The organism is Streptomyces coffeae (assembly GCF_016741875.1).
GTDB lineage: Bacteria > Actinomycetota > Actinomycetes > Streptomycetales > Streptomycetaceae > Streptomyces > Streptomyces coffeae.
Map to the genome: position 1 here is coordinate 32,073 of NZ_JAERRF010000032.1, position 22,994 is coordinate 55,066.

The window sequence follows — 22,994 nt, forward strand, 5'->3', positions numbered from 1 at the left end:
CCCGACGGACCGTCGTGGGGGTGTCAGACGATGTAGAAGAGCTGGTTGAGCGGGAGGCGCTCGGCCGGCTCGATGGTGGCGGGCTCGCCGTCGACGGTGACCTTGTAGGTCTCCGGGTCCACCTCGATGCGCGGCAGCGCGTCGTTGCGGACCATGTGCTGCTTGCCGACGGTCCGGCAGCGCCGCACGGGCTCGATCCGCCGCCCGAGGCCCAGTTCGCCGGGGACGCCGGCGGCGATGGACGCCTGGGACATGAAGGTGACCGCGGTGCGCTGCCGGGCGCGGCCGTGGGCGCCGAACATCGGCCGGTAGTAGACCGGTTGGGGCGTCGGCAGGGAGGCGTTGGGGTCACCCATCAGGGCCCAGTTGACCATGCCGCCCTTGATGATCAGCTTGGGCTTGGCGGCGAAGGAGTTGATCGGCCAGAGCACGATGTCGGCGAGCTTGCCGGGCGCCAGCGAGCCGATCACATCGGAGGCGCCCACCGCGATCGCCGGGTTGATGGTGAGCTTGGCCAGGTAGCGCAGCACGCGCGCGTTGTCGTTGCGGGAGCTGTCCTCGGCGAGCGCACCGCGCATCTCCTTGCAGTGGTGCGCGGTCTGGAAGGCGCGGGCGAAGGTCTCGCCGACGCGGCCCATGGCCTGGGAGTCGGAGGAGAAGATGCTGATCACGCCGAGGTCGTGCAGTACCGTCTCGGCCGCGATGGTCTCGGCGCGCACCCGGCTGTCGGCGAAGGAGACGTCCTCGGGGATGTTGCGGGACAGGTGGTGGCAGACCATCACCATGTCCAGCAGCTCGTCCACCGAGTTGATGGTGTACGGCAGGGTGGGGTTGGTGGAGGCCGGCAGGACGTTGGGCTCGCCGGAGACCCGCATGATGTCGGGGGCGTGACCCCCGCCCGCACCCTCGGTGTGGAAGGTGTGGATGGTCCGGCCGTCGATCGCGGACAGGGTGTCCTCGAAGAAGCCGCCCTCGTTGAGGGTGTCGGTGTGGATGGCGAGCTGGATGTCGTGCTCGTCGGCGACCCGCAGCGCGTTGTCGATGGCGGCGGGGGTGGCGCCCCAGTCCTCGTGCACCTTCAGACCGGCCACACCCGCCTGGACCTGCTCGCGCAGCGCCTCGGGCAGGCTGCCGTTGCCCTTGCCGAGCAGACCCACGTTGACCGGCAGATCCTCGACGGCTTCCAGCATCCGGTGGATGTTCCACGGGCCGGGGGTGCAGGTGGTGCCGTTGCTGCCGTCGGTCGGCCCGGTGCCGCCGCCGAAGAAGCTGGTGATGCCGTTGGACAGGCCCTCCTGGGCCTGCTGGGGCGAGATGAAGTGGATATGGGTGTCGACACCGCCGGCGGTCGCGATCAGGTGCTCGCCGGAGATCACCTCGGTGCCGGGGCCGATGACCAGCTTGGGGTCCACGCCGTTCTGCACGTGCGGGTTGCCGGCCTTGCCCACCCCGACGATCAGTCCGTCCCGGACACCGATGTCGCCCTTGACGACGCCCAGCACCGGGTCGAGGACCACCACGTTGGTGATCACCAGGTCCAGTGCGCCCTCGCGGTTGAGCGCGGCGGGGTCCTGGGCCATGCCGTCCCGGATGGCCTTGCCGCCGCCGTAGACGGCCTCGTCGCCGTAGGAGCCGGCGTTGTGGTCGTACTCGACCTCGACGATCAGGTTGGTGTCGGCGAGGTGGAACCGGTCGCCCGCGGTGGGGCCGAACAGATCCGTGTACTGCTTGCGCGGGATGATCGCCATCAGGCGTCGGCCCCCTCGTTCTCGATGTCGGCGATGCCGCCGGTGTCGGCGAATCCCAGCTGTTCGGCGCGGCGCAGCGCGGCGCGCCGGGTGTCGTCGGCGTTCAGGCCGCCGCCCACGAGCCCGGCGAAGCCGACGAGCCGCCGGGTTCCGCCGAAAGCACACAGCTCCACCTCACGGGTGTCGCCGGGCTCGAAACGCACGGCGGTGCCGGAGGGGATGTCCAGGTGCATCCCGTACGCGGCCTCGCGGTCGAACCGCAGCGCGCGGTTGACCTCGAAGAAGTGGTAATGCGAGCCGATCTGGACAGCACGGTCACCGGTGTTGGTCACCGTCAGACCGACCTTGGCCCGGCCGGAGTTGATCTCCACGGGACCGTCCCCGTAGAGGTAGTGGGCTCCACCCGACATCGTTGTCTCCTCGGTGTTTCAGCGGTGCTTCAGGCGCTGATCGGGTCGTGGCAGGTGACCAGCTTCGTCCCGTCCACGAACGCCGTCTCGACCTGGAGGACGGTGAGCATCTCGCGCACCCCGGGCATGACGTCGTCGGCGGAGACGACCTTGCGGCCCAACTCCATGCACTCGGCCACGGTGTGGCCGTCGCGGGCGGCCTCCAGGACGGCCTCGGTGATCAGCGCGGCCGCTTCGCTGTAGTTGAGCTTGGTGCCCCGGGCCCTGCGGCGGCGGGCCAGGTCCGCCACCACGTAGACATGGAGCTTGTCGATTTCCCGCGGTGCGAGGTTCATGGCGTCACTTCGCTTTCTCGAACGAGATACCGGGCCGGTCCAGCGCTGGAGCGGCCGCGAGGAAGAGCCAGGTCGTCACGACGAACGGCCAGGTGAAGGGCGATCCGCCGGAGGGCTGGTCGAAGGCCTGCCAGGCGGCGGTGAAGGGGACCGAGGCCACAGCGGCGAGTGTGGCGTACCCGGCGGTCCACGGAGTGAGGGTCAGGAAGGTCGCGGCCAGCGCGATGGCGACGAGCACCGCGTTGTAGCCGTAGAGCCCCTCGGTGATCCGGTCGGCGGGCAGGCCCATGGCGCAGGCGGTCAGGATCGCGACGACGCTGCCGCAGGCGGCGGCGACGGCGGCGATACGGGAGGCGACGAGCACTCCGAGGAGCAGGATCAGGCCCGCGTACCACGTGTCGAGGAAGAAGACCTGACCGATGTTGTTACAGAAGGCGTGCCCGAGTTCCGCGGCCGACAGGGTGGTTGCCCCGGCGGTGGGGATCGGCGGCGCCGCCGCGGCCGGGGCGGTCGGCAGCGCGATCGCCAGCGCCCCGGCGACCAGGCAGAACGGGGCCGTCAGCGCGGGCAGCCCGATGCGACCCAACAGGCGGCCGGCCGCCGCGCCCAGCACCGAGCAGACCACTGCGGCGATGACGGCGAGCACCGCGGTCCGCCACGAGGCGCCGAGCCGGACCACGATGGCAATGCTGGTCAGGCAACCGCAGTAGCCCTCCAGCCCTTTGGCCAGACCGTCCCGGTCGGCGCCCAGCACAGCTGCCGCCACGGTGGACGCTGCCGCGCCGAGCAGACCGTACACACCGATCCGCCAACTGCCCGCGAACAGCGCAACGGTGAAGAACAACCCGGTCCACGGGCTCGCGCTGAGTGCGACTTGTGCGATGCCTCGCAGCTGTATCTGTCCGACATGGGCCGGAGCCCAGCCCCTAGGCTGCGCCACCTGTCCTGCTGCAGGCATGCCTTCTCCCTGGTAGAGGACACGTCACATGCACCAACATCCCCTGGTCCAAGAGGTGTTTGTGGTGATCACTTCTTGATCGGAACACTACGCCCGGCCAGGGAGGGGAAAGTGTCGCAACGACTTGCGGTCGATCAGATGCGGAAAGGCATCACTGCTGATGGTGAGGGTGCACGAGCGGGCGGGGGTGCCGGGGACTTGGCTTTGGTGGGGAAGTGTTGAGGAGTCCCTGAAACCGGCATGACGAAATGTTGACCAAGGTGGGTGGAAACCATGGCCGCACGTCCCGGATCTGACCACCTGTGATGAACCTCGGCCGTCTCCACCTGGTGAGATGTTCACGAGTTTCAACAACGCTGGGCGCTGTCCTGGCAACCCTGTCGAGTTGCGGATCCGCGCTGTCCAGGCCGAGCTCAATCGGACGGCGTGACCGAGGACCACACGCCGAACCACTGCTCGGCGCCGTAGGCCTCGAATCGTTCTACCTCGATGAACCCCAGCTTCGCCGCCAGGCGCATCGAGCGGACGTTGGCGGTCTGGGTGGCGAGCACGACTGGTTCGCCGGGAAGCGCGCCGGCGAACCAGTCGAGTGCCGCGGCGCACGCCTCGGCGGCGAATCCGCGTCCCCACGCCTCCGGCAGGAACAGGTAGCCGAGCTCGGCCTTCCCGGCAGCCTGACGAAGGTGCCCCGTTTCTCTGGTGAGCGTGATGTGGCCGATCATCGCTCCGTCGAGATCGACTATGAAAAGACCGGGGCGCCGGCTGGGTGCCTCGGGCATCTCCCGCTCGAGTTCGTCACGCGGTCGAGGGCCACCGAGGTAGGTGCCCACCTCTGGCGAGGCCAGCAGCTCGATGACCGCCGCACGGTCCCGGGCTTCGGGCTCACGGAGCACGAGCCTCTCGGTCCTGATCGGCGCAGGTGGCCAGGCGACGGGTCCGAGCTCAGTCATGCCGGCCAGCTCATCAGCAGGCTCGGCAGCGATCAAGACTCGCCGGCCGATCAACTCACCGGCCCGAGCCCCACGCTCACCACCGGAGCCGGTACAAGCCACGCCTGCCAGGGACGAGATGCCTCCGTTCTCGTGAACATCGACTTCGGCAACGGCCGGCCGCCTCCCGAAGTGCCTGACCGCTGTCATCCCATCGAGACTCACAGGCGGTCAGCCTGCTCTCGCCCATGCGCCGGATGGCCGCGCCGGCGTCTGATATCCGGACAGCAGGACCAGCGGCCCTGCGGAGTGGGCGAAGTCGAAGGACCGTTCCAGCTCCGGGAAGATGCTGGTGAGCAGGGCTCTCATGCGGTTGATGGTCCTGGTGCGTTCGGCTGAGAGGCCGTTGCGGTGGGCCAGGATCGGCGTGAGTTCCTTCGTCAGCCTGGGGGCGTCGGCACAGGGACTGTCTGCCGTCGGAGGCAGCGGGCGAACTCGGCAATGATGTAGGAGTCCTTCAAGTCGGTCTTGCCCTGGCCACTGAAGCTCTTCTTGAAGGCCGCGAACGTCGGGCCGGTGACGTACCGCGGGTTCTGACCATGGTTAGCCAGGACGCCCAAGAGCAGAGATGCCGGACCGTCAACGAGATCGAGAGCCCAGGTCACGTGGCCCGACATGCCCATGGCCGCACCGAATGCGGCCAGAATGGGGCTGTCCCGCGCGTGGTGCGGCGTAGGACGTACGGGGTTCGCTGGCTGTGTGAGATATCCCTCTCCCATCGTCGTGGCACTGGTGGCTTGAGGAGGTTGACCATGTAGTGATGACCTCCTCGCCCCGCCCGCCGCACGTTGGTGGCCGACCGGATCCGATAGACGGGACTACCGCGCTCGGTGGAGAGTCCGCTCCCGCCCGCGGGTACCTGCTGGACAACGCGCGCGCCGAGGCGGGCGAGCGATTCGTTTGGCTGGCCGAGCTGTTCGACGGTGTGACGCGCGGGCACTTCGATCGACTGGGGGTCAGGGCTGGCTCGCGCTGCTGGGAAGTGGGGGCCGGTGGCCCCAGTATCCCGGAGGCGCTCGCGGCGGCCGTCGGTCCGACCGGGCACGTGCTGGCCACGGACATCGCCCCGTCGTGGCTGAAGACAGGCGACGGGTACGAGGTGCGCCAGCACGACGTCGCCGCTGACCCGCCCCCGGAGCCGGGGACGTTCGATCTGGTGCACGCCCGGCTCGTGCTAGTCCATGTACCCGACCGGGCTCGGGCGTTGGCCACGATGGCGGCAGCGCTACGGCCCGGCGGCTGGCTGCTGGTCGAGGACGCCGATACCGCTCTGCAGCCACTGGCATGCCTGGACGACAGCGGCCCTGCGCAGCGGCGGGCCAACCGGCTGCGCGACGCGGTCCGGGAGCTGCTGACGCGCCGCGGCGCGGACCTGCGCTACGGCCGGACACTGCCGCGGGCATTGCGTGAGGCCGGCTTGGTAGATGTCGCCGCAGGGGGCGCTTTCCCGGTCGGCGGGCTGGCCTGCGACCGGCTGGAGGCGGCGACCATCCGGCACGTGCGCGGCGAGCTGCTCGCGGCCGGCCTGGCCGACGACGCCGAGATCGACGCGCACCTGGCCGCCATCCACGCGGGCAAACTCGACCTGACACTCGCGCCGCTGATTTCGGCCTGGGGACGCCGTCCAGCCGAGCACCCGCCGGCACTCGGTTAGGTGCGGGTCCAGGCGTTGTCCGTTCCCGTCGTGATCCGCTGCTGCCTGGGCGGCTGGTGCCCGCGGAATCGACGGTGCGCCGACTGCTGGCCCGCGTCGACGGCGACGCACTGGATCGAGCAGTCGGCCACTGGCTGGCTGACCGCCGCCCGAAGGCGGCCGGCCCCACTGGCCTGCGCGGAGTGTCGGTGGACGGCAAGAGCCTGCGCGGCGCCACCAAGGCAACCGGCCGCAAGATCCACCTGCTCGCCGCCGTGGAGCACACCACCGGCCTGGTCCTGGCCCAGATGGACGTCAGTGAGAAGACCAACGAGATCACCTGCTTCCAGCCCCTGCTGGACACCGTCGCCGACCTGGCCGTAATGGTCATCACCGCCGACGCGATGCACACCCAGCGCAAGCACGCCGCCTACCTGCTGAGCCGCAAGGCCCACTACATCGTGATCGTCAAGGGCAACCAGAACCACCTGCGCCGACAGCTGACGTCCCTGCCCTGGAAGGACATCCCGCTGCTGGGCCGCACCAAACAGACCAGCCACGGACGATCCGAGATCCGCCGCATCAAGGTCCCCGCACCATGGCCACCTGGCGCAACCTCGCCATCGGCGCCCTGAAATTGAACGGCACCACCAACATCGCCGCAGCCCTCCGCCGCAACGCCCGCGACCCACGCCGCCCACTTGCCCTACTCGGACGCGCGTGATCACAAAACGCACATCACACGACTACGCCGAAGCCCTGCCCCGGAAGGCCGGCCGACGGAGTCGTTCGGAGCCCTTTGATGGGCAGGATCGCAGCTCTTAATTAGCAGCGAGGGCAAGCAGCGACGCCGGTGTCCCGGTGTTGCAACTCATGCCCGATCGAGCTCACTTAAAGGTTACGGGCCTTTGACAGCGAACGTTTCTTCCGTTGATGCGGGGGCTGCGGGCCGCAGCCCCCGAGCGAATCGGGTGGGCTACCTCGGGGTGATCGTGACCCTGTAGGTGGCTCCGGCCCTGCCGTGGGTTCTCACAGTGACGGTCTGGCCGTGGTCGTCCCAACTGGCCTTGCTGCCTTGGATATCGACGCGGTAGCCGCCTGGGTAGGTGTCCCTGGGCACGGTGATCCGGGTGGGCCCCTCTGCGTTGTCGCGGGTGCGGAAGGTGAGCGTGTAGGTGCGTGCAGCCGGGTCGTACGCGAACGTGAGCGGGTCGCCCGCGACGGCCCGCGCGTACGGCTGGACGAGCAGCTGGGCGTTGGGCTTCGCGGCGCCCGTCTGGTCGAGGAAGCAGTAGCCGCCGCCCCGGCACCACTGCCACCACATCCAGCCACTGGAGAAGCGGTCCAGGGAGGCCGTCATGTCGGTGACGAACTGGCTTGCGTGCGGAACGTAGGGGTTGCCGCCCCACTCCCCCACGATCACCGGCATGCGGTTACGGGTCGGGTAGTCGCTGATCGCGGCCTCGTAGGCGGGGATGAAGGTGCCGTTGGGGTCGTAGTCGGCGCCGGTTTCCATCGCGGTCTCGTAGAAGTGCGGCGCGTAGCCGGCGTGCGGGTCGTCGATGTGGCCCAACTGGGTTGGGACGCCGACACCGACGATGACGGTTGGTTCGACGAATACCCACGACCTGTGGTCGACCAGGCGGATCGCCTGGGCAAGGCGGTTCCACAGCTCGGTGAGCTCGGTGGCCTCGAAGCGGGCCGCGGCGGCGGGGAGGTCTTCGCCTTCGCGGAACTTCGCGAACGGCTCATTCATCAGGTCGTAGCCGAGCAGCGCCGGGTGCCTGCCCAGGGCGGAGGCGACCGTCATCCACATGCGAGCGTGCGCGGCGCGGAGGTCGGCGTCCTTGTACAGGTGGTCAAAGGCGGTCTGTACAGATGGCTCGAAGTACTCGGAGAACCAGTCGTCGGGTATCGGCCAGAACGGCAACCCCTCGTCGCGGGTGGCCCAGTCGGGGACGCCGCGGGAGCCGAAGTGGGGGCCGTATACGTCCTGGTGGGCGTCGAGGATGACCTTGATGTGGTAGCGGTTGGCCCAGTCGAGGATGCGGCGCATCTTGGTGAGGTAGCCGCGGTCGTAGTGCCCGGGGGTGGGTTCGAGGTCGTCCCAGAAGAACGCGAGGCGGGCGAGGTTGAAGCCCCGGGCGGCCATGTCTTTGAGGTCGCTCTCGTGGATGTCGGCGAACGCGTTGGGGCCTCGGCTGCTCTTGTCTGCGAGGTTGAAGCCGCGCCACTGGAGCGCGCGGCCTTGGCCGTCGGCGATGAAGGTGCGGTCACCGACCGTGACCCGGTCGGGGGCGCGGTCAGGGTGGGCCTGGGCCTGCGCGGGGAGGACGCCGAGCAGGAGGGCGGCCACGGCGAGGGCGGCGGGCGCGACGCGGGAGGTCAAGCGCATGCAGGAGCCCCTTTCGAGGATGGCTGCTTGGGCGGCGTGCTACTGGCCGGTCGGATGCTACTGGCGGGTGGGTTAAGTTCACAGGTATGCGCGGGAGTTGGCGGGGCTTCCTACTTCAAGGGCTTCCCCGGCGTCATCGCCTGGGCCTTCCTCGAGGCCTTCGCTGGAGGCTTCCTCGGGCCGGAGTTCCTTTGACCGCAGAGCCGAGATGCCGGCCTCCCGCCGGCGCGCATGCCAGGCATCGGCGGACTTGCGGGAGACCCGTAACCGCCGCGCGACCTTCGGTGGCGCCACTCCTTGTGCGAGTAACTCAGCGGCCTGGAAGCGCACTTGCTCCCGCTGAGCCGCTGCTTCGCAGTCAGACCGCCTCCATCGGGAGACCGCAACCGGGATACACCCACCAGCGAGATCACCATCACCTCGAACCGAAAAACTCAAGTTGGGTGTCTTGCCGAAAAGCCCCGGGTCATTGTGGCCTGAAGGCCCACCTCTTCCGGCTCTGCCTCGGTGAATCCGGGCTGGTACCGGCTGCTCGGCCATGCCCGACCGCATCGAAGCAGCCTGCATGCCAAGGACCGCATCCGGGCGTCCGGGCGCTTCAGCACAGTTGCCGAGCGCAGCGGCGCTCCCGGAGGAGCACTCGAGCGGTGGCCAACACGGCTGGCCGGGCGGGGGTATGGAGAAGCGCGGGGCCCTTGGCGGCCGCTGCCGTGGCCGTGAGGCGCTCGATTTCAATCATGGCGCGGAACAGTGGACGGCCCTCGGGCGGGGCGAGGTCCACCAGGTGTCGGCTGGCGGCCAGGCACTGGCGGGCCTGCTCGGTGAGGTGCGCGAGAAGACTCCGGGTGCCGGTGGTGTCCCGGGCGTTTTCCAGGTCGGCACGGGTGACGCCGTGCGCGTCGAGCGTCTTCCGCACAAGATTGAGGCGCCCGTCCGCGAGGTCTTCGGACAGGTCGTTGGCGAAGTCCAGGCGCTGGCTGCCGTCGATGTACGTGCGGCACGCCTCGCGGTAACCCGCCGGAACGTCCTTGCCGCTGATCAGACCCGCGATCAGCATGAATGCGGGTAGCGTGTAGTGATCGAGGTAGCGTTGGTAGTCCGCTTCGGTGGCGAAGCCGGTGAACTCCAGTTCCATGGCGGCAGCTTCGAGGAAGTCCTCAACGCGGCTACGGAGCCCAGGGTGAGCTGAGACGGTGTGCAGCAGCGGCCGGATGGCCGGATGATCACTTTCGCCGCCGGCCAGACCTTCACGGACCTCCTTCGCCCACTCAGCGTAGACCGCGGCACGCTCCGCCTCGGGACCGCTGTCGAGGAGAGTGTCGGTGCGATGCATGAAGCCGGTCGCCGCGATCACGTGCGGCAGCAGCGGCAGAGGCAGGAGCAAGCGCGCCGCGATGTAGGAGCTGCGTCGGTACCCCGCGACCAGTTTCCGCTGGCGGGTGTAGTCAGCACGCAGCCTCGGATCGCTGATCCCCGCGGCGTCCAGTGCCCTGCCCCACAGGCCCATGGCCGTCCCTCCCGGTCCCCGAGTCCCACCACGGCAGTCAGCGGCCTCCGGCGCGCCGTGGCGCTGCCGGACCGGTGGAAGACTCCCTTGTGCATCCAGCCGGTGGCGGTCTTGGCCCGCGGTGAAGGAGCCGTTCGCCTTGCCGTCGTTGCGGTAGAGGTTACCGGGACTCTTGCAGAAAGCCCCGGCGTTCACGCCGGGGACGAATGCATCTCAGGACTGCTCTGACGTGGATGTTAGAGCGGGCGTTTTTGCTGCTCGATGTACTGGCGGACGATCGCCAATGGTGCTCCGCCGCACGATGCGGAGAAGTGCGAGGGTGACCACAGGTGTCCGTGCATGATGGCGGGGTTGTTGCGGCCGGTGAACTCCTGGCGTATCCGGCGGGCGGGACCGCCCTTGAGGCTGTTGACCAGCTTGGAGACGGCGACCTTGGGCGGGTAGTTGATCAGGAGATGGACGTGATCGCGTTCGCCGTTGAACTCCTTCAGCTCCGCTTCGAAGTCCTCGCACACCTTGCGTATGATCTCTTCGCAGCGTGTCAGCATCTCGTCGTTGAAGACTCCACGTCGGTACTTCGTCACGAAGACCAAGTGCACATGCATCGCCGAAACAACATGTCTGCCCCGCCTGTAATCGTTCTGCCCATCCACGAGACCAATCGTAGTAGGGTCTTGGTTGTGCAACTCCGCTACAACTACCGGGCCTACCCGGACGCCTCCCAGCGCCGTGCGCTGGCGAATGCGTTCGGCTGCGCCCGCGTGGTGTGGAACGACTGCCTGCGCGACCGGAAGGAAGCGCACGCGGCCGGGCTGCCGTATGTGAAGTCGGCCGAGCTGTCCCGGCTTCGCATCACCCAGGCCAAACGCACCGAGGAACGGGCCTGGCTCGCCGATGTGTCGGCGGTCGCCCTGCAACAGTCCCTGCGGGACCTCGACACCGCCTACAAGAACTTCTTCGACAGCCTCAAGGGCAAGCGCCAGGGCCGCAAGACCGGCCCTCCCCGCTACAAATCGAAGAAAGGCCAAGGGATCGAAGAACCGGGCCAAGGCCCGCATCAAGGTCGCACGCCAGCACGCCAAGGTGGCGGACCGGCGCCGGGACTGGCACCACAAGGCATCCACACAGATCATTCGCGACAACCAAGCGGTGTACGTGGAAGACCTCGCGGTGTCCGGCCTCGGCCGCACCCGGCTCGCCAAGTCCGTGCATGATGCGGGATGATCCGCGTTCGTCGGCATGCTGGAGTACAAGGCGGTCAAGCACGGCCGCACCTTCGCCACGGTGGACCGGGCCTTCCCGTCCTCTCAGGTCTGCTCGGCCTGCGGATTCCGGGACGGCCCCAAGCCCCTGCACATCCGAAAGTGGACGTGCGGCGAGTGCGGCACCATGCACGACCGCGACCACAACGCAAGCCGCAACGTCCTCTTCGAAGGACGCCGCATCGTCGCCGCCGGACGGGCGGAGACGCTAAACGCCTCGTGGAGCGCCGGTAAGACCAGGACGAAAGTCCCGGCACAGCGCGTTGAAGCAGGAAGCCCCCGGAAGGGTCAGACGACCCAGGCCGGAATCCCTGGACTTCAGGCCAGGGAGCACGTCAACGCTGGTGCCCGCACGACCAGGTCGCTCTTCCGGTCACCGGCGATGTCATCGACACCGACGAAGGCCGACTCACCCCGGCCACCAAGTAACCCACAGCACCCGCGGATCAACGGTCAAAGTTGGCGCAGGTCCCGGCTGCGGCTGTTGAACAGGGCGCAGCGGGCGGATTGACGACGCGTGTGGTACCCGCACGCATGGTCCCCGGGAAGTGAGGAGGTTCGCCGTGGTGGGCATTCAGTGACGTCGACGGCGGTGCTCGGCCCGGCCGGTTCCCTGCTGGGCATCCCGCTGGGCATGGCGCTGGGCATGGCGGGCTACCAGCTGGTGGTACCGCGGAGTGCGGATGCGGTGGACATCGTCCTGCCCTCGTACATGACGGACCTCCGGCCGGCCCCGGCCCCGGCCGGCCCCGGCCCCGGCCGGCCTGGCCCTGGCGGGTCTGGTGATCGCGGCCCTGGGCGCCCTCATCCCGGCGCGAAGCGCGGCACGGCTGACGATCGCGGAGGTGCTGCACCGCGTACGGGGTTCGACCGGAACAGCGCGGTCGGCCCGCGCCCGTCCTCATCCGTGAGCCTCTTCACCCAGGCCGGTTCGGCGAGCCCGCTGAAGCAGCAGTTCTCCCCGGTCTGAAGCCCGCCGTCGATTCGCGAACAACGGTTTGCCGATACTGATCCGTCGGGCAGACTGGCGGGGTGTCAGACATTCTGGGTGCCCCGTCCATGACGGGACCGCGCCTGCCCTCCCTCGGCGGGCCGGGCACCGCGGCGGTCCTCACCAACGGGCTTCCCCATGCCTTTCCTGTCATGCGCCCTGGGCACGCGTCCCGCGGTCATGAGGAGTAAGGTCCGACGCTGGCTGAGCGCGCAGGAACCGGAGGGGAGTCCGGCGCAGGCATCGCTCGTGTCCGTGGTCTCCCCCTCCTCCCGTTCCGTCGTCGGCGGAGGTGTGTACCTCGGCGAACGGCGTGTTCTCACCTGTTCCCACGTGGTCAACGACGCCCTGGGCCGGAATGCCTTCGCCCAGGAGGCACCGGAGGGGATGCCGGTGCGGCTGGCCTTTCCTTGCCGGGCCGGCGCCGAGGACGAGACGTTCAGCGCCCGTCCGGTGGTCTGGATACCCGCGCGCCGGCCCGGTCCGGGGTCACGCCCGGCAGGCAACGGCGACCTGACGTGGTCCGGTGACCTGGCCGTGCTCGAACTGGCCGACGACCCGCCCCCGGACGTTCGCCCCATGCGATGGGCGGCTCTGGCCGAGGGCCAGGACGTGCGTGCCTGGTACGGCAGCGGCCTCCCCTTCACTTACGCCGACGGCTCGGTGCGGCTGCATGCCGGCTCGCTGGCGTACATAGACTCCGAACTCCGCGGGGCGGCCATGGGCCCCGGATACAGCGGCGGTCCCTTATGGTGCGACGAGGAACAAGCCGCGGTCGGCATCGTCCTCGGCGTCCTGGAACCTCCGGCCGGCGGCTTCGATTCCGGGCACGTCGTCCGCAGGACGGTCGCCCTTCCCTGGCAGGCACTGGAGGCCGAACTCAGCCACGCCCGCCTCCCCCGGAACGCCCCCGCATCTTCGCACCGCGTGCTCGACATCACGGTCGACCCGGCCGATCTGCACGCCATCACCGCGGTGCTCTCCGAGGTGCTCGGTGATCCCCAGGTGCGCGCCGCCCATGCCCAACGGCTGGCCGAGGAGCTCGGGCTGCCCGTGACACCCGCGACCGTCCCGAGCGTCGACGAGGTGGTGGACGTGCTGGTGACCAGGCACCGTGCCGTCGCCGTCCTGGCCGAGGGACTGGCCAAGACCGAGCCCGACGCGACGCTCAAGCTGCTCTCGCTCGGCCGGGCCGCTCTCATCCCCGGCATGCTGTCGGTTCGTGAACACCGGTGGCTGTTCGATCTGCTGCCAGGGGAGGCCCCCTCACGCCTGGCCGCGGCCGCGCGGGCAGCCCTTCCCGACTCCATCCTCTTCCAGACGGCCGACCTGCCGTCACCCCTTGACGAGTCCGAAGACCAGAGCACCGAGCAGCTCGTCGAGGCCCTGGAGGAGTACTGGGGCGACAGCGCGCCCGTACCCGATGGCACACCGCGCGTACCGGCGCTGCTGCGGGCCGTGGAGTACCTGGCGGCCACATGCGAGGCCAAGGTCACGCGGAAGATGCAGGACTGGTGCGAGGCGGTGGCGAAACGGCTCGGCGTGGCGCAGGCGGCGTTGCAGGAGCGAAGGGATGATGCCACTGCCTGGGCGGGCCGCCGTCGCGCCCACCACGCCGCGGCTCAGCCGCGGCTCACCGTCCAGCTCACCCGCTGCGCACCCGGCACCTATCGATGCGCCTCCTGGTACCACCCGGGCAGCGTGAACGACGAGGTCGACCGCCAGGTCCTGGCTGACGACGATCCGCGGACACCGGCCGAGCTCACCCGCCTGCTGCACACCATCCTGGTGCGGGAAACGGCTGCGGCCGAGCGGAGCGCGGTACCGGTCATCGAAGTTCTGCTGGACGCCGACGATCTGGACGAGCCGGTCGAGCGGTGGGCCAACGAGGCCGAGGACGCCGAGGAATACGAAATCCCTCTGGTCCTGGGCGCGGAATACGCGGTGGTTGTCAGATGCCCCGAGCTGCGGCGCCAGGCCGAGCGACTTCACAGCTGGCGGGCCCGGTGGGCCCAGCTCGACCGCGGCGGACTGCTCCGGCTCGATCAGCAGCATGCTACGAGCCTTCAGGTGTACGGGCTGCTCAAGGCGGATCTGAACGTGGCACGAGTGATCATCGACTGCCATTCCCAGCACCGTGCGGCGCTCAGGGCCGTATGTCTGGTGCTCGGTGTACCGGTGGTGATGTGGGACCGGGATGCTCCGGGCGGGCCGCGGAGCGACCAGTTGGCGGCGCTGATGCTCAACGGGCCCGTCCGGGGACTTCCGCATCGGGTGCGTCGGCAACGCGCCCGCGCGCTGGGCGAGGCGGACGCCGGATCGCCGGCGCCGGCTCTCATCTGGGACGACGCGACACGTCTGCCTCCGCTGCCCTATTGGAGCGATCCGACCTGCGAGGAGTCGACCACATGACGGGACCGACACGCCCGGACGCCGACCGCGGCTGGCAGCTCTTCCACGGCGACGGGCAGCCACGGCAGGTGACCATGCCCGAGCCGCCCCCTTGGCGGCGGTTCGGGCTGTACGACACCGACCCGCCGACGCATACGGCGGCCTCCGACCCGTACCGCCCGTACCTCATCGACCAACCGCAGATCGATGTCGTCAACGCGGCCCTGCATCTGCGACGTCCGCTCCTCGTCACGGGCCACCCCGGCACCGGCAAGTCCTCCCTCGCCTACGCGATCGCGCACGAGATGTCGCTGGGCCGGGTCTTGCGCTGGCCGATCAGCAGCCGGTCCACGCTGGCGGACGCGCTCTACCAGTACGACGCGGTAGGCCGACTACGGGAGAGCACGCTCAGCCAGAACGAGGGCACCCCGCCCTCGGACATCGGGCACTTCATCCGCCTCGGCCCCCTGGGCACGGCCCTGGTGCCGAGCGACCATCCCCGGGTGCTGCTCATCGACGAACTCGACAAAGGCGACGTCGACCTCCCCAATGATCTGCTCACCGTCTTCGAGGAGGGCGAGTTCGAGATCCCCGAACTCGCCCGGCTCCCCGAGGGCCAGGACCGGACCCTGGTACACACCGCGCGTCGCGGTGCTCCGGTGCCGGTGACCGGCGGCCTGATCCGCTGTCGGCAATTCCCCATCGTCGTCATCACCAGCAACGGGGAGCGCGAGTTCCCACCGGCGTTTCTGCGTCGGTGCCTGCGCCTTGACCTGCCCGACCCCAGTGAACAGCGGCTCCGAGCCATTGTCGCCGCACACCTCGGCGACGACGCTCTGCCCCGGGTCGACGATCTGGTGCGGACCTTCCTGGCGCGCCGTGCTCCGGGGGAACTGGCCACCGACCAGCTCCTCAACGCCGCCTATCTCCGTCTCAGCGGAGTGGACCTCGACGCGGAAGGTCTCCTGGAGGCGGTCCTCCACCAGTTGGGCGGAGCGGTGTAGGCATGCCGGAGCGAGTCCTGCGGATTCTGCGACATCTCGGCGGAGAGCTCACCGCCGAGGAACTGGTCGATGTGCTGTGGCTGGCCGACCGCGTCCCCGCCGGGGAAGGTGCGCCGCTCGCCCTGGCACTCGAACGACTGTCCCATCCCTCCGCCGCCGACGGCCCGGACCCAGCCGGCGACCACCGGGTGTCCGAGCGGGACGCCTCGCATCCGTCCGGGCATGAACCGGCCCACGGGCAGCCGCCATCCGCCGAAGTGCACGCGGCCCCCGGACGCCCCGAACCCGCACCCGGCTCCGACGCCCCGCCCGAAGGCGCCGACGACACCACTGACGCCGAGGCCCCCGAGGACACCCCGCCATCAGACGGCCCGCCACCGGATCCGCGGCCCTCACCGGAGCCCGCGCGGGCCCTGCCGATCCGGGTGCCGTATCTGCGCTCTCTGTCCACCTCCCTGGTGACGGCGCGGGCGCTGCGCCCGCTGAAGCAGTACCGGCCCGATCCAGGCCGTGCCGAGGTCGACGAAACCGCCACGGTCACACAGATCGCCCACACCGGCATCGTCGACCTCGTGACGCGTCCGCTGCCCGAACGGTGGCTCGACCTCGCCCTCGTCGTCGACGACGGCCCTTCCATGCTTCTCTGGCAGCAGCTGTGCAGCGAATTACGGGCGTTGTTCGAACGGCTGGGCGCCTTCCGCCGGATCCATGTCAAGGGCTTGCGGCTGCGGACCGGCCAGCAACCGATGCTGACCACGCACCCGTTCGGCAGAGCTCAGGACCTGATCCGGCCCGGTGTCCTCGCGGACCCGTCAGGGCGCACGATGGTCCTCGTCGTCTCCGACGGGGCCGGGCCCGGATGGCATGGGGATGCCATGCGGCCACTGCTGGCGCGTTGGGCCGCCCATGGCCCCACCGCCGTCGTCCACGCGCTCCCACCGCGCATGTGGCGCGGGTCGGGGCTGTCCGCCCGACGCTGGTCGGTCCGCTCGCCGCATCCGGGGGCGGCCAACACGGCGTGGCGCATCCGCGACACCCTGCTGCCACCCGAACTCAGTTCCTTCCACGGCACCGCCGTCCCGGTTCTCGAGCCCACCCCCCGAGAGCTGGCCGCATGGGTTCGGATGACCGTGTCCACCGGGGCCAGTACGGTACTGCCGCTGTGGGACGCCACCGCGAGCGCCCTCGACGAACCGGACGGCGGCACGCCCCCGGAGAAGGAGGCGCGGCAGGCGTCGCCGGGCCGACTCGCCGCCTCCGACGGCAGCCGCGCGGTGCGCCAGTTCCGCCGCATCGCCTCGCCCGACGCCTACCGTCTCGCGGCTCACCTGGCGGCCATCTCTCCCCTCACGGTCCCGGTCATGTCCCTGGTGGTGAAGGCCGTCCCCTGGCCTGCCACCACCGCCCACCTGGCTGAGGTCTTTCTCGGCGGACTGATGCACATCGCCGAGACGGAGCCGCACGCACAGGCGGACCTCGGCTCCGGGAGCTTCCGCCACGGACACCGTGTCTTCTCCTTCTCCGACGAGGCCCGGGACGTCCTGCTGGACGCCGTACCGACAGCACAGGTCATCGAGACCACTCGCCGGGTCTCCCGGCAGATCACCCAACTGGCCGGGCGCTCCCCCGACTTCCCGGCCTGGCTCAACCGCCCCGATGGCACGGATCCGCTGCCCGAGCACACGCAGGGGTTCGCCTGGCTCGGGGCGGCCATGCTGCGACGCCTCGGGCTCACGGGACTGTCCACCCCGGAGTGGGGCGAGGCGCCGCCCGTGCCCGAGGAGGCCCAGCAGTCCACGCTGAACTCCATCTACCCCAAGGTGCCGTTCGTCGGATACTCGCCCGCCCCACCGCGCAGGGCACTGCCCCTGGAGCTCCCCTACACGGACTCCTACGGGATCGCGAACTACGCGCTGAGCGGCCGCGCCCCCGGCCGAGGTCCGAACCCCGTCTATCTCGGCCGGAGCGAGGAGGGGGTGAAAGCGGCCGTACGCGTCGCGAACCGGGAGCTGACACGCACTGAGGTGGTGGCGCTGAGTCGCCTGAGCCACGACTGTCTGCCGTCGCTTCTGGACTACGACGCGACCGGCGGCCCTCATGGCGGCAGATGGACCGCCGTCTCACTGGTCAGCACCACCTCCGGAGATCGCGCTCCCGATCTGGCCGAGTTGGTCAGGACCACCGGCCCCCTGGGTGTCGAAGCAGCCCTCTGCCTGGGACAACGGCTCGCCGGGGCGCTGCTGCACAGCCACAGCGCAGGCGTCGTCCACGGACGGCTGGCCCCAGACCGCATTCTCGTCACCGAGAGCCATCCCGTCATCGTGGGGTGGCAACAGGCGACCGTCGATGGACAATCGCCCGGTGGGGACACGGCGGCGCGGACGGAGGCCGACGACCTCCGGGCTCTGGCCGCCCTCGTGATCTACGCCGCGTACGGCCCCGAGCGGACCTGGCAGTCGTTCAGCGACTTCGTGGAGACCGTTTCGGCCCAGCCGTGGAACCTGCCGGAGTGGTCGAACGAGGTGGTGGACTCCGCCCTCCGCATGGTGGTCAGGACCTGCCTGTACGGCGAATCCGGCGCCGTCCCCACCGCCGTGCCCGTTCTGTCACTTCTCCGTGACCGTCTCCCGCGCGACACCGCCTCGCGCCGCTTCAGCACATGGTTGTCACCGCTCGCGGTGAACATGCTCGACGGCGCCGTCGTCCACCGGACCGCACCGAGCGTCGTCGGGCAGGTGAAGGACGCGGGCCACGGCGCGCAGGTGCCCCTGTCGGGCGGGCGCCCGGAGCCCGAAGCGCGCTTGACGATCCCCCCGCACCCCGGCGGGCAGAACGTGTCCAAGTGGCTGCGGCTGCCCGGCACTGTGCCCCCGCCGAGCGGCAGGCGGGGGCGTTTGCGCCGCCCCAGGCCGGAGCCGGTGTTGGGCCCTGGCGATCGCCGAGCCCCCGCCGGGTGCGTGGTGGTGATCGGCCCTCACCGCTTCTCCGGGCGCAGCACGGTGGCCGTACAGCTTGCCTCCGCCCTGGCCGCCCGCACGTCGAGAAGGAAGGGGCCGCCGGTCGTGATGCTGCCCGTCGACGAGCGGATGGGGGTCTTCGGATATCGCCTGTCGTCCTCGCCTGCCACGCCCGTCTCCTGTGTGGTCGGCCCGGTCCCCGGCCAGGTTCCGCCCTCGGCAGGGCGGTGGGTCACTCTCACCGACTCCAGCGGCGCGCACTTCCTGTACGCGCAGGCGCCCGAGCAGAAGACAGTCCGGTACAACCTCGGCCTGTACCGAAGGGGATTGGACTGGGTGAGGGCCCTCGGCACCACGGTCGTCGACGCCGCGGGCTCTTTCATCCCGCCCGACACATCGCTGAGGGCCCTGTTGGGCGCTGTCGACCACTTGGTCATGGCGACAACACCGCGGGAGGAGCATCTCGAGGCGGCTCGAAACCAACTGGACTGGCTGGCCAAGCACGGTTATCTCGGCCTTGTCGGCAGAGCCACAGCCGTGCTCTCGGACCTCGACGGCACACGGGGCACCGGTCCGGCGCCAGGAGATGTGGTCTCCCGGCTGGGCATGGTTCGCCATGTCCGGTGTATCCCCCATGACCCGGCACTGCGGGACCGGGGGCCGGTCGACCACGCCGACCTGGCACCGGACACCCGGCGGGCGTTCGACATGCTGGCACGCGATCTTCTCGGCTGACGTACGCCGCCGAGGCCCCTCGCCCCGTCGGCTCTCCGGACCGGGGCGGTTCAGCCGTCGGCCCTGTGCCGTGATCGCTCGGTCAGTGGTGACCCGCGTACCTGTCCGCGCGGAGGCACCCTCAGAAACAGGACACGCCCCCTAGCCGACCACGTCGTCAGCGCCACGGGGCATCCTGGCGTGACCGTGGTGCCTGCGGCGGGATGATGCCTGCTTGGTGTTCCCTTTGCCCGCATGACCTTCGCCTGGTGTGACCTTTGCCTGGCGGAGCCCACGGTTCGTCTGCGCTTCATTCAGTTCCAGCCGAGCGCCCCTAGTGTTGCGGCGCACCCCCACCCCCCTTGCGTCCGTCACTCCTGTCCGGAGGACAGTTATGACCACCGTCAAGGCTCCCCATGTCAAGCGGCGCCCCCTCGCCGCACTGGCCGGAGCTCTCGCCCTCACAGCCACGACGATTGGCCTGTGGGCCGGCGTGGGCTCCACCGCTCAGGCCGCCGCTCTCCCGACCCCCGACCACGTGGTGGTCGTGGTGATGGAGAACCATTCCTACTCGCAGGTGATCGGCAGCTCCAGCGCCCCGTACATCAACAACACCCTCAAGGCGGGTGGCGCCAACCTCACCCAGTCCTACGGCCTCACCCACCCCAGCGAGCCGAACTACTACATGCTGTTCTCGGGCTCCAACCAGGGCCGCACCGACGACAGCTGCGTCCCCGTCGGTTCCCTCTCGGCTCCCAACCTCGCCTCCGAGCTGAGCGCCGCCGGGAAGACCTGGGCGAGCTACAACGAGTCGCTGCCCAGCCAGGGTTCGACGGTCTGCAGCAACGGCAAGTACGCTCAGAAGCACAACCCGTGGTTCGGCTTCTCCAATGTGCCGGTCAGCAGCGCGATGACCATGGCGCAGTTCCCGACCGACTACACAACCCTGCCCAAGGTCTCCTTCGTCGTACCGAACCTGTGCAGTGACATGCACGACTGCTCGGTCTCCACGGGCGACACCTGGATCCAGAACAACCTGGGGGCGTACGCCACCTGGGCCAAGACCCACAACAGCATCCTCGCTGTCACCTTCGACGAGGACAACAAGCTGTCCGGCAACCGCATCCCCACCGTCTTCTACGGGGAGCACGTCGCGCCCGGCAGCTCCAGCGCCACCACCTACAACCACTACAACGTGCTGCGCACCCTGGAGGACCTGGCCGGTCTGACCACGCACGCGGGCAACGCCGCCACGGCGTCCGACATCACCGGCATCTGGAACTGACGCCGGTGTATCTCGCGGAGTCCCGCAGCACCAAGGCCACCGTCGTCCCGGACACCCGTCCGGGGCGGCGGCCGGCCGCCGTGCCCGGCACCGTGCTGGCCCTGGGTACGGTCAGCCTCATCACGGACATCTCCTCGGAGATGGTCACGGCCGTCCTGCCGCTCTACGTCATCGCGGGCCTCGGCCTGTCGCCGCTCGGGTTCGGGTCGCTGGACGGCATCAACAACGGCGTCGGCGCTCTGGTCCGTCTGGCCGGCGGTCACCTCGCCGACCGGGGAGGCCGCCGGCACAAGGTCGTGGCGGGTGTCGGCTACGGCCTGTCGGCGGTGTGCAAACCGCTGCTGCTGCTCGCCCACACCCTCCCCTTGATCAGCGCCGTGCTCGCGGCCGACCGCACCGGCAAGGGCCTGCGCACCGCCCCCCGGGACGCGATGATCTCGCTGGCCACCGAACCCGAGCACCGGGGACGGGCGTTCGGGGTGCACCGCGCCATGGACACCACCGGCGCGCTGCTCGGCCCGCTCGCCGCCTTCGCCGTGCTGCGCGCCACCGTCGACGGCTACGACGCGGTCTTCGCGGTCAGCGGCTGCGTCGCCACGCTCGGCGTCCTGGTGCTGGTGCTCTTCGTGCCCCGCCACGTCGTCGCCCCCACCGGTGCCGTCCCCGTGCCCGAGCCGGCCCGGCCGACGCTGCGCGACGCACTCGGCCTGCTTCGCCGCCCCGAGCTGCGCCGACTCACCGCATGCGCGGCTCTGCTGGGACTGACCACCGTCAGCGACTCCTTCCTCTATCTGCTGCTCCAGCGCGAAGAGAGCCTGCCCGCCCAGCTGTTCCCGCTGCTGCCGCTGGGCACCGCCGCCGTCTTCCTGCTACTCGCCGTCCCGCTCGGCGCACTGGCCGACCGCATCAGCCGCCGCCGGCTGTTCCTGGCCGGCCACGGCGCCCTCCTGCTCGGCTACGGCCTGGTGCTCTCCCCGTGGCGCGGTGTCCCGGCCATCGTCGCCGTCCTCGTGCTGCACGGCACCTTCTACGCAGCCACCGACGGAGTCCTCGCGGCCGCCACCGCCGGGGTCGTCCCGGCACAGCACCAGGGTGCCGGGCAGGCGCTGGTGGGCACCGGTCAGGCGCTGGCACGGTTCGCCTGCTCGATCGCCTTCGGCGCGGCCTGGAGCCTGTGGGGCGGGCGGACCGCGCTCACCATCACCGCCTCCGCACTGGCCATCAGCGCCCTCGTGGTCTCCTTCGTCCTCCGTTCCGCCGATGAGGTGCCCTCATGACCAGAACCACCCGCCTGGTGACCCTGCTGGTCGCCGTTCTGCTGCTGGGGAGCGTCGGTACCGTGGCGGTGCTGCACGCCGCCCACCGGTCGGCCATGCGTGACCAGCAGCAAGCGAACGGCCCGACCGTGCGGGCCGGTACCGTCTCGCTCCGCTCGACAGCCGGCCGCCCGCTCCTGGTGCGCAACCTGGCCTGGGGCCCGCACCGGGACGAGATCACCACCGTGCCCGCCGACCATCCGCAGGGGCCGCGCACCGCATCGGGCGTCAAGTGCCTGCGTTTCCACGCGGCAGCCGGTACCGGCATCTGCCTGCAGTCCGTACGCGGCGCACTGCAGGACACCTACCGAGCGGTGGTACTCGACGCGCACCTGCACGAACGGCACCACTTCCCGGCAGCAGGCATACCCACCCGGGCCCGGGTCTCGCCCTCCGGCCACCTGGTCGCCTGGACGGTCTTCGTCAGCGGGGACTCCTACGCCGGCACGAACTTCTCCACCCGCACGGCCATCGTCGACACCCGCACATGGAAGATGGACAACAACCTGGAGACGTTCGACGTCATCAAGGACGGCCGGCCCTACCACGCCGCGGACATCAACATCTGGGGTGTCACCTTCGCCGACGACACCCACTTCTACGCCACGCTTGCCACCAGCAGGCAGACCTACCTCGTCAGGGGCGACTTCGCCACACGCACCCTTACCACCGTGCACCGCAACGTCGAATGCCCCTCCCTCTCGCCCGACGGCACCCGGATCGCCTACAAGAAACGCGTCAAGGGAGCCTCACCCGACGCCCCGTGGCGGCTGTACGTCCTCGACCTGCGCACGATGACGGAGTCCGCGACCGCCGAGCGGCGCAACATCGACGACCAGGCACTGTGGGCCGACGGCTCCACCCTCCTCTATGCCCTCCCCGGCGACTACGGCTCAGACCTATGGACCGTCCCCGCCGACGGTACCGGCACGGCCCACCGACTCATGACCTCCGCCGTCGCCCCAGCCTATCCACGGTGAGGAGCCGGGAGAGCGCAGATACATCGGCAACACCACTGCCGTGACCGACGACACCAAGCGCCGGCAGACAGCAGGCACCGCCCCCTCTTCCCTGCGGCCGATCGGTCCGGGGCCATACG

19 protein-coding genes and 2 pseudogenes are annotated in these 22,994 nt (G+C 69.8%); 10 read left to right on the top strand and 11 right to left on the bottom strand.

Annotated elements, in window-relative coordinates:
- Positions 1-23 precede the first annotated feature (23 nt).
- From ureC to JK363_RS44825, 7 genes are all read right to left on the bottom strand, one after another.
- Positions 24-1,748 (bottom strand): urease subunit alpha, encoded by a 1,725-nt coding sequence (gene ureC, locus JK363_RS34855; RefSeq protein ID WP_201881494.1) that lies wholly within the window; start codon positions 1,746-1,748, stop codon positions 24-26.
- Positions 1,748-2,158 (bottom strand): urease subunit beta, encoded by a 411-nt coding sequence (locus JK363_RS34860; protein ID WP_201881500.1) that lies wholly within the window; start codon positions 2,156-2,158, stop codon positions 1,748-1,750. Before JK363_RS34860 ends, ureC begins: the two co-directional genes overlap by 1 nt.
- A 29-nt stretch (positions 2,159-2,187) precedes the next feature.
- Entirely contained in the window at positions 2,188-2,493 is a 306-nt protein-coding gene (locus JK363_RS34865) for an urease subunit gamma (RefSeq protein ID WP_201881501.1), read from the bottom strand.
- A 4-nt stretch (positions 2,494-2,497) separates the two neighbouring features.
- On the bottom strand, positions 2,498-3,451 hold the full coding sequence (locus JK363_RS34870; protein WP_201881502.1) for an urea transporter: 954 nt from the start codon (positions 3,449-3,451) through the stop codon (positions 2,498-2,500).
- Between the two features lie 413 nt (positions 3,452-3,864).
- Complete coding sequence (locus tag JK363_RS34875) at positions 3,865-4,401, bottom strand: GNAT family N-acetyltransferase (RefSeq protein ID WP_201881590.1); 537 nt, start codon at positions 4,399-4,401, stop codon at positions 3,865-3,867.
- A gap of 210 nt (positions 4,402-4,611) precedes the next feature.
- Entirely contained in the window at positions 4,612-4,749 is a 138-nt protein-coding gene (locus JK363_RS34880; protein WP_201881503.1) for a hypothetical protein, read from the bottom strand.
- A 71-nt stretch (positions 4,750-4,820) separates the two neighbouring features.
- Positions 4,821-5,159, bottom strand: coding sequence for an IS110 family transposase (locus JK363_RS44825; protein WP_372444913.1), 339 nt, complete (start codon positions 5,157-5,159; stop codon positions 4,821-4,823).
- A gap of 41 nt (positions 5,160-5,200) precedes the next feature.
- Here JK363_RS44825 and JK363_RS34890 point away from each other — a divergent pair, with 41 nt between their 5' ends.
- Complete coding sequence (locus JK363_RS34890; RefSeq protein WP_201881513.1) at positions 5,201-6,094, top strand: methyltransferase domain-containing protein; 894 nt, start codon at positions 5,201-5,203, stop codon at positions 6,092-6,094.
- Positions 6,095-6,168: 74 nt separating this feature from the next.
- The gene (locus tag JK363_RS34895) at positions 6,169-6,708 is read left to right on the top strand and encodes an ISAs1 family transposase (protein ID WP_307821984.1); all 540 of its coding nucleotides are present in this window, start codon (positions 6,169-6,171) and stop codon (positions 6,706-6,708) included.
- Between the two features lie 341 nt (positions 6,709-7,049).
- Here the strand turns inward: JK363_RS34895 and JK363_RS34900 are convergent, their stop codons facing one another.
- From JK363_RS34900 to tnpA, 4 genes and pseudogenes are all read right to left on the bottom strand, one after another.
- Positions 7,050-8,468: a cellulase family glycosylhydrolase gene (locus tag JK363_RS34900; protein ID WP_201881514.1), complete on the bottom strand. Its 1,419-nt coding sequence runs from the start codon at positions 8,466-8,468 to the stop codon at positions 7,050-7,052.
- Between the two features lie 189 nt (positions 8,469-8,657).
- Positions 8,658-8,854: pseudogene (locus tag JK363_RS45070) on the bottom strand (helix-turn-helix domain-containing protein); the annotation flags it as partial.
- Positions 8,855-9,066: 212 nt separating this feature from the next.
- Entirely contained in the window at positions 9,067-9,975 is a 909-nt protein-coding gene (locus tag JK363_RS34910) for a phytoene/squalene synthase family protein (protein WP_201881515.1), read from the bottom strand.
- Between the two features lie 236 nt (positions 9,976-10,211).
- A complete protein-coding gene (tnpA, locus tag JK363_RS34915; RefSeq protein ID WP_201881516.1) occupies positions 10,212-10,628 on the bottom strand; it encodes an IS200/IS605 family transposase in 417 nt (138 codons plus the stop codon).
- A 27-nt stretch (positions 10,629-10,655) separates the two neighbouring features.
- On the opposite strand from tnpA, the pseudogene JK363_RS34920 reads away from it, so the two are divergent.
- The 8 genes and pseudogenes from JK363_RS34920 to JK363_RS34955 all read left to right on the top strand — a co-directional run.
- A pseudogene (locus JK363_RS34920) lies at positions 10,656-11,556 on the top strand (RNA-guided endonuclease InsQ/TnpB family protein); the annotation flags it as partial.
- 258 nt (positions 11,557-11,814) lie between these two features.
- Entirely contained in the window at positions 11,815-12,207 is a 393-nt protein-coding gene (locus JK363_RS34925; RefSeq protein ID WP_201881517.1) for a hypothetical protein, read from the top strand.
- Positions 12,208-12,477: 270 nt separating this feature from the next.
- The gene (locus JK363_RS34930; protein WP_201881519.1) at positions 12,478-14,640 is read left to right on the top strand and encodes a VMAP-C domain-containing protein; all 2,163 of its coding nucleotides are present in this window, start codon (positions 12,478-12,480) and stop codon (positions 14,638-14,640) included.
- A complete protein-coding gene (locus JK363_RS34935; protein ID WP_201881520.1) occupies positions 14,637-15,623 on the top strand; it encodes an AAA family ATPase in 987 nt (328 codons plus the stop codon). Before JK363_RS34930 ends, JK363_RS34935 begins: the two co-directional genes overlap by 4 nt.
- 2 nt (positions 15,624-15,625) lie before the next feature.
- Entirely contained in the window at positions 15,626-19,315 is a 3,690-nt protein-coding gene (locus JK363_RS34940) for an SAV_2336 N-terminal domain-related protein (RefSeq protein ID WP_201881521.1), read from the top strand.
- 373 nt (positions 19,316-19,688) lie between these two features.
- Positions 19,689-20,579, top strand: coding sequence for an alkaline phosphatase family protein (locus JK363_RS34945; RefSeq protein ID WP_201881522.1), 891 nt, complete (start codon positions 19,689-19,691; stop codon positions 20,577-20,579).
- A 5-nt stretch (positions 20,580-20,584) separates the two neighbouring features.
- Positions 20,585-21,856, top strand: a complete 1,272-nt coding sequence (locus tag JK363_RS34950) for an MFS transporter (RefSeq protein WP_201881523.1) — start codon at positions 20,585-20,587, stop codon at positions 21,854-21,856.
- Entirely contained in the window at positions 21,853-22,875 is a 1,023-nt protein-coding gene (locus JK363_RS34955; protein ID WP_201881524.1) for a TolB family protein, read from the top strand. Before JK363_RS34950 ends, JK363_RS34955 begins: the two co-directional genes overlap by 4 nt.
- Positions 22,876-22,994 lie beyond the last annotated feature (119 nt).

Coding starts and splice junctions, on each gene's coding strand:
- ureC (WP_201881494.1), bottom strand. CDS start 1,748: ATGGCGATCATCCCGCGCAAGCAGTACACGGATCTGTTCGGCCCCACC.
- JK363_RS34860 (WP_201881500.1), bottom strand. CDS start 2,158: ATGTCGGGTGGAGCCCACTACCTCTACGGGGACGGTCCCGTGGAGATC.
- JK363_RS34865 (WP_201881501.1), bottom strand. CDS start 2,493: ATGAACCTCGCACCGCGGGAAATCGACAAGCTCCATGTCTACGTGGTG.
- JK363_RS34870 (WP_201881502.1), bottom strand. CDS start 3,451: ATGCCTGCAGCAGGACAGGTGGCGCAGCCTAGGGGCTGGGCTCCGGCC.
- JK363_RS34875 (WP_201881590.1), bottom strand. CDS start 4,401: ATGACTGAGCTCGGACCCGTCGCCTGGCCACCTGCGCCGATCAGGACC.
- JK363_RS34880 (WP_201881503.1), bottom strand. CDS start 4,749: ATGAGAGCCCTGCTCACCAGCATCTTCCCGGAGCTGGAACGGTCCTTC.
- JK363_RS44825 (WP_372444913.1), bottom strand. CDS start 5,159: ATGGGAGAGGGATATCTCACACAGCCAGCGAACCCCGTACGTCCTACG.
- JK363_RS34890 (WP_201881513.1), top strand. CDS start 5,201: ATGACCTCCTCGCCCCGCCCGCCGCACGTTGGTGGCCGACCGGATCCG.
- JK363_RS34900 (WP_201881514.1), bottom strand. CDS start 8,468: ATGCGCTTGACCTCCCGCGTCGCGCCCGCCGCCCTCGCCGTGGCCGCC.
- JK363_RS34910 (WP_201881515.1), bottom strand. CDS start 9,975: ATGGGCCTGTGGGGCAGGGCACTGGACGCCGCGGGGATCAGCGATCCG.
- JK363_RS34935 (WP_201881520.1), top strand. CDS start 14,637: ATGACGGGACCGACACGCCCGGACGCCGACCGCGGCTGGCAGCTCTTC.
- JK363_RS34940 (WP_201881521.1), top strand. CDS start 15,626: ATGCCGGAGCGAGTCCTGCGGATTCTGCGACATCTCGGCGGAGAGCTC.
- JK363_RS34945 (WP_201881522.1), top strand. CDS start 19,689: ATGACCACCGTCAAGGCTCCCCATGTCAAGCGGCGCCCCCTCGCCGCA.
- JK363_RS34955 (WP_201881524.1), top strand. CDS start 21,853: ATGACCAGAACCACCCGCCTGGTGACCCTGCTGGTCGCCGTTCTGCTG.